At 72.5% G+C, this 17806-nt stretch carries 6 protein-coding genes; all 6 read right to left on the reverse strand.

The genetic code is table 11. From position 1 onward, the window contains the following. Window positions 1–58: 58 nt before the first annotated feature. Window positions 59–11275, reverse strand: coding sequence for a type I polyketide synthase (locus ACSMX9_RS23865; RefSeq protein ID WP_445396806.1), 11217 nt, complete (start codon window positions 11273–11275; stop codon window positions 59–61). An 81-nt stretch (window positions 11276–11356) separates the two neighbouring features. Then, the gene (locus ACSMX9_RS23870; RefSeq protein ID WP_445403078.1) at window positions 11357–12640 is read right to left on the reverse strand and encodes a methylaspartate mutase; all 1284 of its coding nucleotides are present in this window, start codon (window positions 12638–12640) and stop codon (window positions 11357–11359) included. A gap of 125 nt (window positions 12641–12765) precedes the next feature. After that, on the reverse strand, window positions 12766–13272 hold the full coding sequence (locus ACSMX9_RS23875) for a cobalamin B12-binding domain-containing protein (RefSeq protein ID WP_445396808.1): 507 nt from the start codon (window positions 13270–13272) through the stop codon (window positions 12766–12768). After that, window positions 13269–14552, reverse strand: coding sequence for a type III PLP-dependent enzyme (locus ACSMX9_RS23880; RefSeq protein ID WP_445396810.1), 1284 nt, complete (start codon window positions 14550–14552; stop codon window positions 13269–13271). The genes ACSMX9_RS23875 and ACSMX9_RS23880 overlap by 4 nt, the downstream gene beginning before the upstream one ends. Further along, complete coding sequence (locus tag ACSMX9_RS23885; RefSeq protein WP_445403079.1) at window positions 14549–16078, reverse strand: AMP-binding protein; 1530 nt, start codon at window positions 16076–16078, stop codon at window positions 14549–14551. The genes ACSMX9_RS23880 and ACSMX9_RS23885 overlap by 4 nt, the downstream gene beginning before the upstream one ends. 99 nt (window positions 16079–16177) lie before the next feature. Then, the gene (locus ACSMX9_RS23890; RefSeq protein WP_445396812.1) at window positions 16178–17779 is read right to left on the reverse strand and encodes an AMP-binding protein; all 1602 of its coding nucleotides are present in this window, start codon (window positions 17777–17779) and stop codon (window positions 16178–16180) included. Window positions 17780–17806 lie beyond the last annotated feature (27 nt).

A 17806-nucleotide genomic window follows, 5' to 3' on the forward strand; every position in this document is an offset into this window, starting at 1 on the left:
TTATGACTGGAGTCGCCTTACGACGGGGCGGGGGCCCGGGGCCGGGCCCCCGCCGGGGTCACTCAGGCCGTTCTGCGTCACTGCGCTCGAACGCCTCGCGCACGAGGTCGTCGATGTCCATCGCCAGGATCGCGCCGCTCTGGTCGGCCCCGTGGCCGTGCCCCGCGACGGCGTCCGGACCGTCCGCCGCTGCGGGGGCGTCCGGGCCGCGGTCCTCGCCCGGTGCCGCGCCGCCCGCCGCGGGCCCGGCCGGAGCCAGGGCGAGCAGCGCGTCGAGCAACCCCGCTTCCCTGACCCGGTCCAAGGGGACGGAGGCGATGATCCGTCGGAGCGCGGCCTCGTCCGCCTCCGGCACGCCCCCGGCCCCGACGCTCGCGGTGATCTCCTCGATCGCGGGCCGCACCTCCTCCAACAGGTACTTCGCCAGGGCCTGGGGGGTCGGATAGTCGAAGATCAGGGTGGCGGACAGCCGCTGCCCAGTCGTCTTCTTCAGCCGGTTGCGCAGTTCCACCGCGGTCAGCGAGTCGAACCCGGAGTCCTGGAACGTCTTCCCCGGGTCGAGCGCGGAGGCGTCGGCGTGCCCGAGCACCGCGGCCACCTCGACGCAGATGACGTCCTCCAGCAGCCGCAGCTGCTCCTCCTCGCCCAGCGGCGCCAACCGTTGTTCGAGGGTCGCCGGGTCGACGGTGACGCCGTTCGGCGCCCCGGTGTGCGCGGTGGGCCTGGACGGGGTGGGCGGGGCCGTGAGCGGAAGGCCGTCGGTCAGGGGCGGAACGGGACGCCGAGGATTGATCCTGACGGGGAGGAGCACGGGACGGGCGGTGGCCAGGGCGGCGTCGAACAGCGCGAGGTTCTGTGCGGCGGTCAGGGGCAGCAGGTGCCCGTTGTTCAGCCGCTCCAGGTCGCTCCTGGTGAGGGCGGCGGCCATGCCCCGGCCGGTGTTCCACAGGCCCCAGGCGAGGGAGTGGGCGGGTTGGCCGTTGGTGGTGCGGTGGTGGGCGAGGGCGTCGAGGAAGGCGTTGGCGGCGGCGTAGTTGGCTTGGCCTGCGTTGTCGAGGGTGGAGGTGGCGCTGGAGTAGAGGATGAAGTGGGTGAGGTCGAGGTGGGTGGTGGCGTGGTGGAGGTGCCAGGCGGCGTCTGCTTTGGGGGTGAGGGTGGTGTGGAGGTGGGTGGGTGTTTGGTTGGTGAGGGTGGCGTCGTGGAGGGTGCCTGCGGTGTGGATGATGCCTTTGAGGTGGGGGAGGTTGTTGATGAGTTGGGTGACGTGGGTGGGGTTGCCCATGTCGCAGGTGTGGAGGGTGATGTGGGCGCCGAGTTGGGTGAGGTGTTGGGTGAGTTGGGTGGCGTTGGGTGCGTGGGGTCCTTGGCGGCTGGCGAGGGCGAGGTGTTTGATGCCGTGTTGGGTGATGAGGTGTTCGGCGATGAGGGTGGCGAGTCCGCCGGTGCCGCCGGTGATGAGGAGGGTGTCCTGGGGGTCCCACGACTCGAACCCCGTCACCCGGTTCTCGGGTACGGCGACCTCCGCCAGCCGCGCCGCGTACACGCCGTCCGACGTGACGGACACCCGCGGCTCACCACTGGCGACCGCCGCGGCGAGGTGCCGGAGCGAATCCGGCGCACCGTCCCAGTCCGCCAACACGAAGCAGCCGGGGTTCTCCTCCTGGGCCGCCCGGACCAGCCCCCCGACCGCCGCGTCGACCAGTCCGGCGGGGCCGCCGTCGCCGCGGGTCAGCACGACGAGCCGGGACGACGAGAGTCGTTCCTCGGCCAGCCACCGCTGGAGCGTGTCCAACACCTCGCCCAGGGCCGCGCGCAGCAGCCCGGGCAGCGTCTCCCGTCCGTCCGGGTCCGCCGCGTCGAACGCGGGAACCGGGCACGGCAGCACCACCACCGGCGGAACGGCGTCCCCGAGCGCGGCCAGGTCGCGGCAGGTCCTCAGGCCCGTCCAGGACCAGGTGTCCGCCTCCGGGCCGAGCACCACCCAGTCGCCGGGGACCTCCTCCGCGGTCACCGGCGTCGGGGCCGGCACCCACTCCACGTGGTAGAGCGATAGGGAACCGCCGCGCGCCGCCGTGATCTGCTCGGCCGACACCGGACGCGTCGCCATCGAACGCACGCTCGCCACCGGGGTGCCCGCCGGATCGGCCAGATCGAGCGAGACCGTCTCCGTGTCGCCGCCGACCGCCGAGAGCCTGACCCGCAAGGCGGTCGCCCCCGAGGCGTACAGCACGACGTCGCTCCACGCGAACGGCAGGTGCGTACCGCGCCCGGACTCTCCGGAACCGCCGCCCAACAGCTCGCTCGCGTGCAGGGCGGCGTCCAACAGCACCGGGTGGAGGCCGAAGCCGCCGGCGGTGCCGTGCGCCTCCTCGGGCAGGTGCACCTCGGCGAAGACCTCCTCGCCACGACGCCAGGCGGCGCGCAGGCCCCGGAAGGCCGGGCCGTAGTCGAGCCCACCGGTGGCCAGTTCCCCGTAGAGCCCGCGCACGTCGACGGAGGTCGCGCCCTCCGGCGGCCACACCGTGAGGTCGACCCCGGCGGTGGCCACTCCCGCGTCGGGGGCGAGGAAGCCACTGGCGTGCCTGGTCCAGGCGTCCGGCGGGGAGTCCAGGTCCCGCGAGTGCACGCCGACCGTACGCCGCCCCGCCGCATCCGGCTCGCCCACGGTCACCCGCAGGTCACGGGCGCCGTTCTCGGGGAGCACGAAGGGCGCTTCGAGGGTGAGTTCCTCCAGCAGTCCGCAGTTCACGTGGTCGCCCGCCCGCAAGGCGAGTTCGACGAGTGCGGCCCCCGGCAGGATCGCAGCCCCCATGACCACGTGGTCCGCCAGCCAGGCATGGGTGCGAAGGCCGACCCGCCCCGTCAGCACCACACCGCTCGACTCCGGCAGGGTGACCGCCGCACCGAGGAGCGGGTGCTCCGCCGCGATCAGGCCGGCGGTGGTGATGTCGGTGTGCGGGGTGGTGGCGTTGAGCCAGTAGTGCTGGTGTTGGAAGGGGTAGGTGGGGAGGTCTACGGGCCGGGTGTGGGCGTCGGGGGTGAGGGCGGTCCAGGTGATGGGGTGGCCGTGGGTCCAGAGGTGGGCAAGCGCGGTGAGGGCTTGTTGTGCTTCGGGTGTGGTGTGGCGGAGGAGGGGGATGCACCGGACGCCCTGGGCATCGGGGAGGGCATCGGCGGTGATGGCGGTGAGGACGGCGTCGGGTCCGACTTCCAGGAACCGGGTCACGCCGTCTCGGGCCAGGGTGTGGACGGCGTTGGTGAAGTGGACGGTTTCGTGGATGTGGGTGACCCAGTACTCCGGGCTGGCCAGTTCGGCGGGGTCGGCGTGCGTCCCGGTGACGGTGGAGACGAAGGGGAGGGTGGGTTGGTTGTAGTGGAGGGTGTGGGCGAGTTGGGTGAACTCGTCGAGGACGGGGTTCATGAGGGGTGAGTGGAAGGCGTGGGAGACCTTCAGGTAGGTCGCTTTACGGCCCTGGGCCTTGAGCGTGTCGACGACGGCGCCGATGGTGGTGGTGGTGCCGGAGACGACGAGGGAGTGGGGTCCGTTGATCGCGGCGATGGCCGCGTCCGTGGCCTCGCCGAGGAGGGCGCGGGCTTCGTCTTCGGTGGCTTGGAGGGCGGCCATGGTGCCGCCTTCGGGGAGGGCTTGCATCAGCCTGCCGCGGGCGGCGACCAGGGCTGCTGCGTCTGCGAGGGAGAACACGCCGGCCACGTGCGCGGCAGCGATCTCACCGATCGAATGCCCCGCCACCACGTCCGGCCGCACTCCCCAGGACTCCACCAGGCGGAACAGGGCCACCTCGATGGCGAACAACGCCGGCTGAGCGAACTCCGTACGATCCAGGAGCGCGGCCTCGTCCGAACCCTCCGCCGCGAACATCACCTCCCGCAACGGCCTCGACAACAACGGATCCACCACCCCACACACCTCGTCCAACGCGTCTGCGAACACCGGGAACGCCTCCGCCAACCCACGCCCCATGCCGGGTCGTTGTGCGCCTTGGCCGGTGAAGAGGAACGCGAGGCGGCCTTCGCTGGTGGTGTCGTGGATGGGGTGTTGGTTGGTGGTGATGGCTTTGAGGCCGGTGATGGTGTCGTGGTGGTGGGTGGTGATGATGGCCGCGCGGTGGTCGAGTTGGGCGCGTTGGGTGGTGAGTGCCGCGGCGAGGTCGTGGTGGTGGGGAGCGTTCTCTGATTCCAGGAGGTCCAGCAGGGCTTGTGCCTGTGCGGTGAGTGCCTGGGGGGAACGGGCGCTGAGGAGGAGGGGAACCGGCGCGGTCGAGGTGGGCCGGGGCACGTCCCCAGTCACTGGCTCCTCGGGAGCCTCCTCCAGGATCACGTGCGCGTTCGTCCCGCTGATGCCGAACGACGACACACCGGCCCGCCGAGGCCCCACGGCCTCCCAAGACCTGGACTCGGTCAACAACTCGACCCGTCCCGCCGACCAGTCGACCTTCGACGAGGGCTCGTCGACGTGCAGCGTCCTGGGCAGGACCCCGTGACGCATCGCCATCACCATCTTGATGACGCCTGCCACGCCGGCGGCGGCTTGGGTGTGGCCGATGTTGGATTTGATGGAGCCGAGCCAGAGGGGATCGTCTCCCACACGATCCTGGCCGTAGGTGGCGAGGAGTGCTTGGGCTTCGATGGGGTCGCCGAGGACGGTGCCGGTGCCGTGGGCTTCGACGGCTTGGATGTCGGTGGGGGTGAGTCCTGAGGTGGTGAGTGCTTGGCGGATGACGCGTTGTTGGGAGGGGCCGTTGGGGGCTGTGAGGCCGTTGCTGGCACCGTCCTGGTTCACCGCGGAGCCGCGTATCACTGCGAGCACCCGGTGTCCGTTGCGCCGGGCGTCCGACAACCGCTCCACCACCAGCACACCCACCCCCTCGCCCCAACCCGTACCGTCCGCCGCCTCCGCGAAGGAGCGGATGCGCCCGTCACTTGCGAGCCCGCGCTGCCGGCTGAAGTCGATGAAGGTGTCCGGCGTGGACATCACCGTCGCGCCGCCCGCGAGCGCCAGTTGGCACTCGCCGCCGCGCAGCGCCTGGATCGCCCAGTGCAGCGCCACCAGCGAGGAGGAGCACGCGGTGTCCACCGTGACCGCCGGGCCCTCCAGGCCGAGGGTGTAGGAGACGCGGCCGGAGGCGATGCTGCCGAGGCTGCCGTTGCCGAGGTAGGTGTCGACGCCTTCGGGGAGGGGGGAGTTGCCGAGGCGGGAGGCGTAGTCGTGGTACATGATGCCGGTGAAGACGCCGGTGCGGCTGCCGCGCAGGGTGTGGGGGTCGATGCCTGCGCGTTCGAGTGCTTCCCAGGAGGTTTCCAGGAGGAGGCGTTGTTGGGGGTCGGTGGCGATGGCCTCGCGGGGGGAGATCCCGAAGAACTCGGCGTCGAACTCCGCCGCGTCGTGCAGGAAGCCACCCTCGATCGCGTAGGTCTTCCCGGGCTTGCCCGGCTCGGGGTCGAAGATCTCCTCGACGTTCCAGCCGCGGTCGGTGGGGAACGCCGAGACGCCGTCCCGTCCGTTGGCCAACAACTCCCACAACTGTTCCGGGGTGTTGACGCCTCCGGGGAAGCGGCAGCTCATGCCGACGATCGCGATGGGCTCGTCGGGGACGCTGTCGGGCGCCACCACGGGGGCGGGTGCCGGGGCCGCGTCGCCGAAGAGCGTGTCGTCGAGGTGGTCGGCGAGTGCCTGGGGCGTCGGATAGTCGAAGACGAGCGTGGCCGGCAGCCGCAGCTCCGTCACCTGGTTCAGCCGGTTGCGCAACTCCACCGCCGACAGCGAGTCGAAACCGATCTCGGTGAACGCCCGTGCGGGGTCCACGGAGCTCGGGCCGTCGTGGTGCAGCACCCCGGCGATGTGCGTGCGGACCAGGTCCAACACCGCCCGTCCACGTTCCGCCGGGTCCAGTCCGCCCAGACGGGTCACCGCCTGCGGACCCGAGGGCGTCCGTGTCCCGATGTGCGCGGTGGGCCTGATCGGGGCGGCGGCCCGCAGGTTCGCGGTGAGCGGCTGGGCGGGGTGGCGGGGGTTGATCCCGACCGGGAGGAGCGCGGGGCGGCGCGAGGCGAGCGCCGCGTCGAACCGGGACAGGTTCTGCGCGGTGGTCAGATGGCGGAGCGGACCGCTGTCGAGACGGGCGAGGTCACCCGGGGTGAGTCGGGCGCCCATGCCCCGGTCCGTGTTCCACAGGCCCCAGGCGAGGGAGTGGGCGGGGAGGCCGTTCGCCGTGCGGTGGTGGGCGAGGGCGTCGAGGAAGGCGTTGGCGGCGGCGTAGTTGGCCTGTCCCGCTCCGTCCAGGGTGGCGGCGGCGCTGGAGTAGAGCACGAAGTGGGTGAGGTCCAGGCCGGCCGTCGCCTGGTGCAGGTACCAGGCGGCGTCGGCCTTGGGGGCGAGCACGGTGTCGAGGTGGGCGGTGGTCTGGTTGGCTAGCACGGCGTCCTCGACGACACCCGCCGTGTGGATGACGCCCCTGAGCTGAGGCAGCCCGCCCACCAACTCGGTGACCTGGGTCGGGTCGCTCACGTCGCAGGCGTGGACGGTGACGCGGGCACCCAGGTCGGTGAGGTGTCGGACGAGCCCGTCCGCATGGGGCGCGCTCGGGCCCCCACGGCTGGCGAGGGCGAGGCTCCGCACGCCGTGGTGGGTGACCAGGTGTTCCGCGGCGAGGGCGGCGAGTCCACCGGTGCCACCGGTGATGAGGAGGGTGTCCTCCGCTCCCCAGGCCCCGAAACCGGTCGTCGGAAAGCCGTCGGCGGGGTCGTCACCGGCGGTCACGCGTGCCAGCCGGGAGACCCGGAACGTGCCGCTCCGCAAAGCGAGTTCGGGCTCGACTGTCGAGAGCGCCGCCGTCAGAGCGGACGGTGCGCACGGCACGCCGTCCCAGTCCAGCAGAGTGAAGCGGTCGGGGTGTTCGGCCTGCGCCGAGCGCACCAGTCCCCACACCGCGGCACCCACCAGGTCGACGGACTCTCCGGAACCGTCCGGGTGATCGACCGCGCCCCGGGTGACCACCACGAGCCGGGACGAGGCGAACCGGTCCTCGACCAGCCACTGCTGGAGCACCTCCAGCACCCCGCCGGTGACCTCCCGGACCCGGCTCGGCACGTCGACGCCCCCGGTCCCCGGACGGCAGGTCAGCACGACGGTCTCCGGCACGGGTCCCGGGGCCTCGGCGAGGGCCCTCAGATCCGCGTGGACCACGGCGCCGGTCCACTCCTCCCACGGGCCGGCGTCGCATCCCAGCACTGCGCACTCACCGGCCGCCGAAGTCGTGCGGCCCGCGTCGACGGGAAGGGCGTCCCACTCCACCGCGTAGAGACGGGAGTCCTCGCCGGTTCCCGCCGCGGCGATCCTCGCGGCCGACACCGGACGCATGACCAACCGGTCTACCTCGGCCACGGGTTGACCCGCCGGGTCGCTCAGGAGCAGCCGTAGGCTGTCCTCCCCCGACCTGCTGATGCGCACGCGCAGGGTGGTCGCACCGGTCGCGTGGAGGGAGACACCGCTCCAGACGAACGGCAGTACGGTCCGTTCGTCCCGGGGGCCGACCTCGCCGAGGTCCGTGGCGTGCAGGGCCGCGTCGAGGAGCGCCGGGTGGAGTGCGAAGGCGACTGCCTCCTCGTGTGCCGGCGCGGGCAGTGACACCTCGGCGAAGACCTCGTGGCCCTGTCGCCACGCGGCCTTGAGCCCCTGGAAGACGGGCCCGTAGTCGTATCCCCGGGCGGCGAGTTCGGCGTAGGTGTCGTCGAGGGGGAGGGGCGTGGCGCCCGGAGGCGGCCAGGAGGTCGAGGCGAAGTCGGCGTTCGGTGCCGGGACCTCGGGCGCGAGCGTGCCCGTGGCGTGCAGGGTCCATTCGCCGTCGTCGGTGATGTCGCCGTGCGGTCGGGAGTGGATGGTGACCGAGCGGTCGGCGCGCGAGGTCTGGACCCTGAGGTCGGTGAACGCGTCGGGGCGCAGTGCGAGCGGGGCGTGGAGGGTGAGTTCCGCCAGGTGGGGGGCTCCGGTGTGGTGCCCGGCGTGCAGGGCCAGTTCCACGAAGGCGGTGCCGGGGAGCAGGGGAGTGCCCGTGATCGTGTGGTCGTCCAGCCAGGGGTGACTCCGGGTGCTGATGCGGCCGGTCAGGATGGTGGCGTCGCTCCCGGGAGCGTTGACCAGCGCGCCCAGCAGGGGGTGGTCGGCGGAGAGCTGCCCCAGCGCCGAGACGTCGGCGTCCTCGGCCCCCGCCAACCAGTACCGCTGTCGTTGGAAGGGGTAGGTGGGGAGGTTTACGGGTCGGGTGTGGGTGTGGGGGGTGTGGGTGGTCCAGGTGATGGGGTGGCCGTGGGTCCAGAGGTGGGCGAGGGTGGTGAGGGTGTGGTGGGGTTCGGGTTTGTTGCGGTGGAGGAGGGCGTGGGCGTGGGTGTTGTCGGGGAGGAGTGGGGTGGTGAGGGCGGTGAGGGTGGTGTCGGGTCCGATTTCGAGGTAGCGGGTGACGCCGTCTTCGGTGAGGGTGTGGATGGCGTTGGTGAAGTGGACGGTTTCGTGGATGTGGGTGACCCAGTACTCCGGGCTGGCCAGCACCGCAGGATCGGCGTGCGTCCCGGTGACGGTGGAGACGAAGGGGAGGGTGGGTTGGTTGTAGTCCAGGGTGCGGGCGAGTTGGGTGAACTCGTCGAGGACGGGGTTCATGAGGGGTGAGTGGAAGGCGTGGGAGACCTTCAGGTAGGTCGCCTTACGGCCCTGGGCCTTGAGCGTGTCGACGACGGCGCCGATCGCCGTGGTGGTGCCGGAGACGACCACGGAGTTTGGTCCGTTGATCGCGGCGATGGACGCATCATCGGCCTCGCTGAGGAGAGCCCGCACCTCGTCTTCGGTGGCCTGGACGGCGGCCATGGTCCCGCCTTCGGGCAGGGCTTGCATCAGCCTGCCGCGGGCGGCGACCAGTGCTGCTGCGTCGGCGAGGGAGAACACGCCGGCCACGTGCGCGGCAGCGATCTCACCGATCGAATGCCCCGCCACGACATCGGGACGCACTCCCCAGGACTCCACCAGGCGGAACAGGGCCACCTCGATGGCGAACAACGCCGGCTGAGCGAACTCCGTACGGTCCAGGAGCGAGGCTTCGTCGGACCCCTCCGCGGCGAACATCACCTCCCGCAAGGGGGGATCGAGCTGGAGGTCGAGGTGCCCGCACACCTCGTCCAGCGCCTCCGCGAACACCGGGAACGCCTCCGCCAACCCACGCCCCATGCCCAGCCGCTGCGCACCCTGCCCCGTGAACAGGAACGCGAGCCGGCCGCCGGACACCCGGCCCCGGACGTTGCCCGGCGCCTCGACTCCTTCGGCCAGGGCCCGCAGTCCCGCAAGGGCCTCCTCGCGCCCGACCGCCGGCACCACCGCGCGGTGGTCGAGCTCGGCCCGGGTGGTCGCGAGTGCCACGGCCACGTCCGCGAGGTCGGGGGCGTCGTCGGGCTCCAGGAGCTCCAACACGCCGCGCGCCTGCGCCTTCAGGGCCTCCTCGGTACGGGCGCTGAGCACCAGCGGCGGCGCGGTGGACCCGGCGTCCGGGCGTTGCGGGGCCTCTTCGCGGACGGGGGGCGGCTCCTCGATGATGACGTGGGCGTTCGTCCCGCTGATGCCGAAGGCGGAGACTCCCGCCCGACGCGGCCTGCCGTCCGGGGTGTCCCACGGCCTGGCTTCGGTGAGCAGTTCCACCCGTCCCGCCGACCAATCGACGTGCGGGCTCGGGGCGTTCACATGCAGGGTCCTGGGTAGCGTCCCGTGCCGCATGGCGAGCACCATCTTGATCACGCTGGCCGCGCCCCCGGCGGCCTGGGTGTGTCCCAGGTTGGACTTGGCCGAGCCGAGCCACAGCGGTCGGTCCTCGGGACGGTCCTGGCCGTAGGTGGCGAGGATGGCCTGTGCCTCGATCGGGTCACCGAGCTTGGTGCCGGTGCCGTGCGCGTCGACGGCGTCGACGTCGGCCGGGCGCAGTCCCGCGTCGGCGAGGGCCTGGAGGATCAGCCGCTGTTGGGAGGGGCCGTTGGGGGCGGTGAGGCCGTTGCTGGCACCGTCCTGGTTCACCGCGCTGCCGCGCACCACCGCGAGCACCGGGTGCCCGTTGCGCCGGGCGTCCGAGAGCCGTTCCATGACGAAGACACCGGCGCCCTCGGCGAAGCCGGTGCCGTCCGCGGCCTCGGAGAACGCCTTGCACCGGCCGTCCGGGGCGAGGCCGCGCTGCCTGCTGAACGCCGTGAACATGCCGGGGCTGCCCATCACGGCCACCCCGCCGACCAGGGCGAGCGTGCACTCGTCGTCGCGCAGCGCCCGCACCGCCAGGTGCAGGGAGACGATCGAGCCCGAGCAGGCGGTGTCCACCGTCACCGCCGGGCCTTCCAGGCCCAGGGCGTACGAGACGCGGCCGGACACCACGCTCGGCGCGTTGCCGGTCATCAGGTAGCCGTCGAGGCCGACCGGGGCCTGGTGGACGCGGGTGCCGTACTCGTGCACCTCGGCGCCGAAGAACACCGCGGTGCGGCTGCCGCGCAGCGAGGCCGGGTTGATGCCCGCGCGCTCCAGCGCTTCCCAGGAGGTCTCCAGGATCAGCCGCTGCTGCGGGTCCATCGCCAGCGCCTCACGCGGGCTGATCTTGAAGAAGTCGGCGTCGAACTCGGTCGCGCCGGCCAGGAATCCGCCCTTGTCGACGTACGACTTGCCCGGCCGGTCGGGATCGGGGTCGAACATGCCGGGGATGTCCCAGCCGCGGTCGGTGGGGAAGTCGCCGAGGACTTCCCGGCCCTCGGCCATCACCTCCCAGAACGACTCGGGCGAGTCGATGCCGCCGGGGTAGTGGCAACCGATGCCCACGATGGCGATCGGCTCGTCGTCGTCGCGGACCGTCCGCGGAACGGTGATCGCGACCGGCTCGGGTGCGATGCCGAGGGCCCGGCCGCGCACGAAGCGGCTCAACTCGACCGGGGTGGGGTGGTCGTAGACCACGGTGATCGGCAGGGCGACGCCGGTGGCGGCGACGAGACGGGCGTGCAGGTCCACCGACGACATCGAGTCGAAGCCCAGTTCGAGGAACGGGCTGGCGGTGTCGATCGAGTCCGCGGTGTCGGGACGGGCCCGACGCAGGGCCGCGACGGTCTGCTCGTGCACGATCTCCAGGACCGCGCGCTCCTGTTCGACGGGGGTCAGCCCGGTGAGCCGCTCGGCCAGGACGGACCCTGAGGTCCCGGACGTCCTCGGCTCGCCACCGGACTCGGAAGGAACGTTCTCGGACTCGGTCATTCGGTGCACTCCAAAGGGAATTCCGGGCGAGGAACACGGCAGCAACGGTCGGACGGGGACCCGGCGGTCCCGCGGGCGGAGTCAGGACGGCGGGGGCTCCCCGGACAGCGGCGGCCGGTCGTGGCCGCGCTGGACGTAGGAGAGGGCTTCGAGCAGCTCGGACGAGGTGACGGGGCGGACGCCGGGGCTGCTCGCGGAGCCCGCGATGGGCAGCGAACCGGTGTCGGCCCAGCGCAGCCAGCCGTCCCCGTCGATGTAGCTGCGGCAGCGGCCCGCGTTGTCCGGGTGCAGGCAGTAGGGGATGTCCAGGTAGCCGCGCTTGAACGCGAGCAGCAGTGCGCGGCCCAGGTCGGGGTGGCTGTTCAGTACCGCGTCGACGAGCGCGTGCGCCTCGGCGTACGTCTGCGAGTCCCGGGCCGCCCCGTCGGCCGGGGAGGTCACGGTGGACGCGGGGGTGCCGGCGCGGGCCACCCGGTCGGCGTGTTCGAGCGCCTGGACGTTCTCCGCGATCGTGGGGATGCGGCGGGACTCCACGACGGTCTTCACGATCAGCCGTTCGGAGCCGGTGTCCACCGCCAGTTCAGCGGCCTGCCCGAGCAGCCGGAGGCAGCCCTCGGCAGTGGTGGGGTAGACGCCCATGTATGCGTAGATCACCACGTGCCAGTCGGCGTCCGGCAACAACTCCGCGCACAGTCTGCGCAGCGCGAACACCGCCTCGCGGTCCTGTGCGCCGTTGGTCTGCTGTGCGTAGCTGACGGAGATGTCGTCGATGCCGAGGCGGTGGAAGAACAGCGCTTCGAGGACGCTGACGGCGACCAGCATGCTGGGCGGGCACAGTTGGCCCAGCATGCAGCCGCCGAAGGTCTCCAGATGCGGTCGGACGCCACCCGCCCGGGATTCCGCGAGCAGGGCGGTGCTCCGTTCCCAGGCGCGCATCGACTCGTCGAGGGGCGTGCGTCCGTAGGGCAGGCAGTACGACACCGGGCCGCCCTCGGAGGCGCTCAGCCCGGCCCGCAGCAGGGCGACGAAGATGTCGAACGGCGCCGCGGAGCCGTGCCGCACCTGGACGGGGAAGTCGTCCGCGTGGATGCCGTGCAGCAGCGATCGGGTGGTGTCCACGTCATGGTTGACGAGGGGGAAGCCGTTGATGCCGATGCCCTCCCGCAACGCCGTCTCCACTGCGGCGAGGTCCCCCACCCGGGTGTAGCTGTCCAGCGTGAGCGTGCCCACGGTGGTGGCCTCCGCGTCCCGGGTGGCGAGCAGGCCCGCGCGCATCGTCCCGGTGTCGCCGAAGCCCATGCGGGGCTGTACGACGAGACGCCCGGCCCGCCGTGCCCGGCGCACGAACGCGCCGAAGTCCCCCACCGGCGGACCGGCTCCGCCGGCGGGCGCGGTGGCGACGGGCGGCCGGACCGCCCCGGCCCGGTCGCCCGGACCGGGACGGACGGCCGGTGGGGCCGCCCCGTCCGACCCTGTGGTGAAACGATCACTCACGACAGTTCTCTCCGGGGTGCGCGCTCGATGAAGCGCCGGAAGGCGGCGATCTCCTGCGCGCCGTCCTCGAAGACGCTGTCGAAGCCCGCGGCGATCAGCTCCGCCGCGTGCCCGCCGTCCTCGCCGCCCGTGATGCCGAGCTTTCCGCCGATCACCGTCGGCAGGGTCGTGAGCCGGTCCTCTGCGCGCAGCTTGCCGATGAGGCGCAGACCGTCCTGGTAGCCGTGCCCGTTGACGCTGCTGAGCACGAGCATGGTGGGCGGACGCTCCAGGCACTCCCGGATCAGCAGGTCGTCGGGTACGCACGGGCCCAGGTTGACCACGTCGTAACCGTGCTCCTCGATGAGCAGTTGCAGGAAGACCAGGTTCCAGGTGTGCGAGTCGGACGCCAGAGAGCTCACCAGGACGGTCTTCCCGCGGCGCGCGGTCCGGGCGGCGTCCCGGACGCCCGGGGCGCCCGCCTCCCGGTCCGCTCGCGCCAGCCCCCGTGCGGAAGGTGTCATGCCGGCCCTCCACCGACCGGCTGCCGGTCGCCGGAGGGAGCCACCTCGACCCTGCGGTGTTCGATCCGGGTCGCCGACACCACCGCGCCCCCGCGCACCAGTACCTCGGCGGGTGCCGGACGCCCCAGGAACATCAGCAGGCTCGCGGTGGGTCCGTACGCGCCCGCGTTGGGGATCGTGAGGAGGTCGCCGACGCGCACGTCCGGCAGGTCCACCTGCCGTCCCAGCACGTCGCCCGGGGTGCACAGCGGTCCCACCAGGCTGGCGCTCAGACCCGTGCCGTCCGCGATCCGCGCGGCCTGCTCCGGCCCCTCCGGCTGCACCGCGACCGGCAGCAGCCGGCCCAGCCCCGACATGCCGCCGAAGGTGTTGATCCCGGCGTCCAGGATGACGAACGTACGGCCGCGGCTCTCCTTGACGTTGACGACCCGGGTCAGCAGCGACCCGCTGTCGCCCACCAGATAGCGGCCGGACTCGCACGCGAAGCGCACCGAGCCCTCCCGCCACCGCGGGAACGTCTCGTCGAGCGCCTCCTCCAGCCGCTCGCGCAGCTTCTCGTAGACCGGCCGTTCACCGGGCACCGCGTAGGGTGCCGCGAACCCGCCGCCGATGTCCACGAACCGCAGCGGCAGCCCGTGCTCGCGCTCCAGGCGCGCCGCCACCGACAGGGTGTTGCGGAACTCCTCGACCAGACTGTCCTCGTCCGAGGCGTTGCTCAGCGGAAAGAAGTGCGCGCCCACCAGCCGGGTGCCCGCCACCGCCCGCAACCGGGGCAGCACCTCGCCCAGGGTCTCCGCGTCGATGCCGAACTGCGAGGGCCGGCCCGTCATCCTGATGCTGGTGGCGGCGCTGGCCGAGGCGCTGTTGATCCGCAACAGGCAGTCGGCCTCGGTGCCCCGCGCCACCGCCGCCGCGCCCACGTGCTCCAGATCGGTCGGGGACTCCACGGAGAACAGGCCCACCCCGGCGGCGAGGGCCTCGTGCAGTTCGCCGTCGGTCTTGCCGGGCCCCGTGTACAGGATGCCGGCCGGATCGAAACCGGCCTCCAGGGCCGCCGCCAGCTCGCCCAGCGAGCTGATCTCGGCGCGGCACGTGCGCCCGTCGCCTTCGGCGAGCACCCGCAGGACCTCCGGGTGCGGGTTGGCCTTGACGGCGCTGAAGAGGCTGAACGGTTCGGGCAGCGCGTCCAGCAGGTCCTGTCGCGCCGCCGCGACCCGGTCCAGGTCGTACACGTACAGCGGGGTCCCGTACCGCTCGGCCAGTTCGGTGTACCGGGTCACTTCTCGCTCCCGTCGAGCAACTCGGCGAGCTGCTTCTTCTCGCTCTTGCCGTGCAGGGTCAGGGGGAACTCGGCGAGCACGCGGCAGACGGCGGGGACCTTCTGCGGTTCGAGGCGGGCCGCCAACTCCCGCAGCACCACGGCCGGGGCCAGCTCCGACTCCACGAACAACGCCAGATCGTGCTTCTCGGTGGGCGGCAGCGCCGCGGCCTGCCGCACCCCGGGAACGTCCATCGCGGCCGACTCGATCTCGATGGTGCTCATCCGGATGCCCTTGCGCTTGAACATGTCGTCGCGCCGGCCCTGGAAGTACAGGTAGCCGTCCTCGTCGAGGCGGCCGTAGTCACCGGTGTGCAGTCGGTGCTCGCCAAAGGGCCCGTGGCGGCGGAAGGTGCGGGCGCTGACCTCGGGGTTGCGCCAGTAGCCGGGCATCACGTGCGGTCCGACCACGACGATCTCCCCGGACTCTCCCACGGGCACCGGCTCCCCGTCCTCGCCCAGGACCAGCACCCGGGTGCCGGGCAGCGGCAGGCCCACCGAGTCGGGCCGCTCCCGGTCCTCCTCCGGCGGCATGATGCTGACCCGCTTGCACTCGGTCTGACCGAACTGCCGCACCACGCGGACCCCGGGGAAGGCCGCGCGCAGCGTGTCGATCGTCGACTGGGGCAGGGCGGCGCCGGTGTTGGTGAACATCCGCACCCGCGGCGCGGGCCCCTCCAGACGCCGGGTCAACGTGGCGATCATGGTGGCGAGCGAGGGCACGATGGGGACGATCGTCGCCCCGCTGTCCCGGACGGCGCTCAGCAGCCACAGGTCCGACTCGCCGTCAGCCAACCTGATCTCGCTCCGGCCCACCGCGCACATCAGGACCTTGTACAGCCCGTAGTCCCAGGACATCGGGAAGCGGCAGAACACCACGTCGTCGGAGCGGTAGCCGAGCACCTCGACCATGGCGCGGGTGGCGAAGGTGATCTGCGCGTGCGGGCAGACCACCGCCTTCGGCGCCGCGGTGCTGCCGGAGGTGTAGACGAGGACCGCGGGCGCGTCGGGCCTCACGTCGACGGCCGCATCGGGACGCGGGCCCCGCGCGGCGATCTTCTCCACCTCGCTCCACATCCCGCCGAACGGATGCACCGGCACCTCAGCGATGCCGTCGAACGCCCCCTGCCGCCCCTCGGCGCAGACGACGAGCGCCGGCTCCGCGTTCTCCAGTACCGAACGCAGGTGGAACGGCTTCATGTTCGGGTTGAGCGGCACGAACACGACACCGCGTCGGGACGCCCCGTAGAACAGGGCGGTGAGTTCCCGGTTGGTCGGTAGCTGCACGACCAACCGGTCACCCGGACCGAGGCCCCGCGCCGCGAGCCAGTCGGCGAAGGCGCGGCTGTACTCGTCCAGGCGGGTGTAGCTCCATCGTCCGTCGGCGTCGCTGACCGCCGCCGAGGAGGGCGCGGACGCCACCGCCTCGTCCAGCAGGTGGTGGACCAGGCCGCCGTGAATGTGGCCGGGCACGGGGTCCCCGTGCACCGCGCCGGAGGTGCTGTCCAACGCTCGTCTCCTGTCGAATCGTCGAGGTGCGGATGTCGCCGGAGCCGCCGGCGACGCCGGCGGTCTTCGGCGCTGCTCCTACGGGCGGGCACCCAGCCGCTCGGCGGCGCGCGCCCGCAACGCGCCGCGGTCGGTCTTCCGGTTGGAGTTGAGCGGGAACGCCTCCACGTGCCAGTAGTGGCGTGGCGTCATCCCCGTCGGCAGGATCCGGTGGAGCTGCCGGGCGAAGGTCGCGGTGGACACCTCGCGCCCGGTGTAGAACACGACGAGTTCGGTGCCGGCCGCGCCGACCACGTCCACGGTGACCGCCTCCGTCACGCCCTCGCAGCCGCGCAGCGCGTGGTCGACCTCCGACAGCTCGACCCGCCAACCGGCGATCTGCACCTGGGAGTCGAGCCGCCCCAGATAGGCGAGCCCGCCGCCGTCGTCGATCCGGCGGACCCGGTCACCGGTGCGGTACCAGGTGCGGTCCCCGTACGTCAGGAAGCGGCCCGCGTCGTCCGCGGCGTCCAGATAGCCGCGCGTCATCTGGGGCCCCGTCACGCACAGTTCGCCCTCGTCCGCCGAGGGACGGCCGTCCGCGTCGAGCAGGAGGTGTTCGTGTCCCCCGTTGACCCGACCGATCGGCACCACGCCGTTCACCGCGATCCGCTCCGAGCGGTCCCCCGCCCAGCGGTGCGCGGCGATCGTGATGGTCAGCTCGGTGGGGCCGTACAGGTTCTCCAGCTCCCCGTTCGGGGCGGCCGTCCGCCAGTCCCGCGCGTCCCGACAGGTCAGCGCCTCACCGGCGAAGAAGCTCCAGCGCAGCCGGGACAGCGCACCCGGCCCCAGCCCGCCGAGGCGGCGTACCAGCGGGATCGCGCTGGGCGTGGAGAACCACACCGTCATCCGGTGCTCCGCCACGAACGCAGGCAACTCCCGGTACGCGCCCGGCGGCACCCACAGCGCGGTCGCTCCGGCACCCCAGGCGCAGAACAGGTCGAACAGGGCGCAGTCGAAGTTGAGGTCGAAGGTCTGCGAGAAGACGTCGTCCGGGGTGAAGTCGTACCGCTCGTCCTGGAGGCGGAAGTAGTGCGCCGCGCTGCCGTGGCTGATCGGCACTCCCTTGGGCCGCCCCGTGGAGCCCGAGGTGAACAGCACGTACGCGGTGTCCGCGGCCCGCACCGGGCGCGGGGCGACGAGGGCCTCCGCCGCCGCGGGCACGATCCGTTCGAGGCCCGGAAGCGCGCCGGGCGGGCAGCCGGGCGCCAGGACGGGGATCGGTGCGCCGGGACCGTCCGGGTCGAGCCACCGCTCGCCGTCCGGGCCCGGCGCCGTCAACTCGGGCAGCTGGGCCCATCCCGCAGCGTCGGCGACCACCGCGGACACCCCCGCCGAGCGGAGCATGCGCCGGGTGCGTGCCGGGGGGAACCCCGGTTGCAGCGGTACCACCGCGGCGCCCGCGTACAGGCCGGCGAGGATGCCGACGTACGCGTCGGTCCCCTTCTCCGCCAGCACGGCCACGGTGCCGGGCGGCTTGCGCACCGCCCGGAGCAGCGCACCGGCCCAGACGAGCGCCCGCTCGTGCGCCTGCTCGTAGGTGATCGACCGCGTGCCGACCCGTACCGCCTCGTTCCGCGGCGCGAGGTCGACTCCGCGCAGAAAGCGCTCGTGCAGCGCCAACTCCCCGGCTGGGGCCACCGCTCCTCCTCCGATGCTCACGCTCGT

This window comes from Streptomyces sp. LE64, assembly GCF_052606915.1.

Excerpts from the sequence above, each read along its gene's own strand:
- ACSMX9_RS23865 (WP_445396806.1), bottom strand. The coding sequence starts at position 11,275 with ATGACCGAGTCCGAGAACGTTCCTTCCGAGTCCGGTGGCGAGCCGAGG.
- ACSMX9_RS23875 (WP_445396808.1), bottom strand. The coding sequence starts at position 13,272 with ATGACACCTTCCGCACGGGGGCTGGCGCGAGCGGACCGGGAGGCGGGC.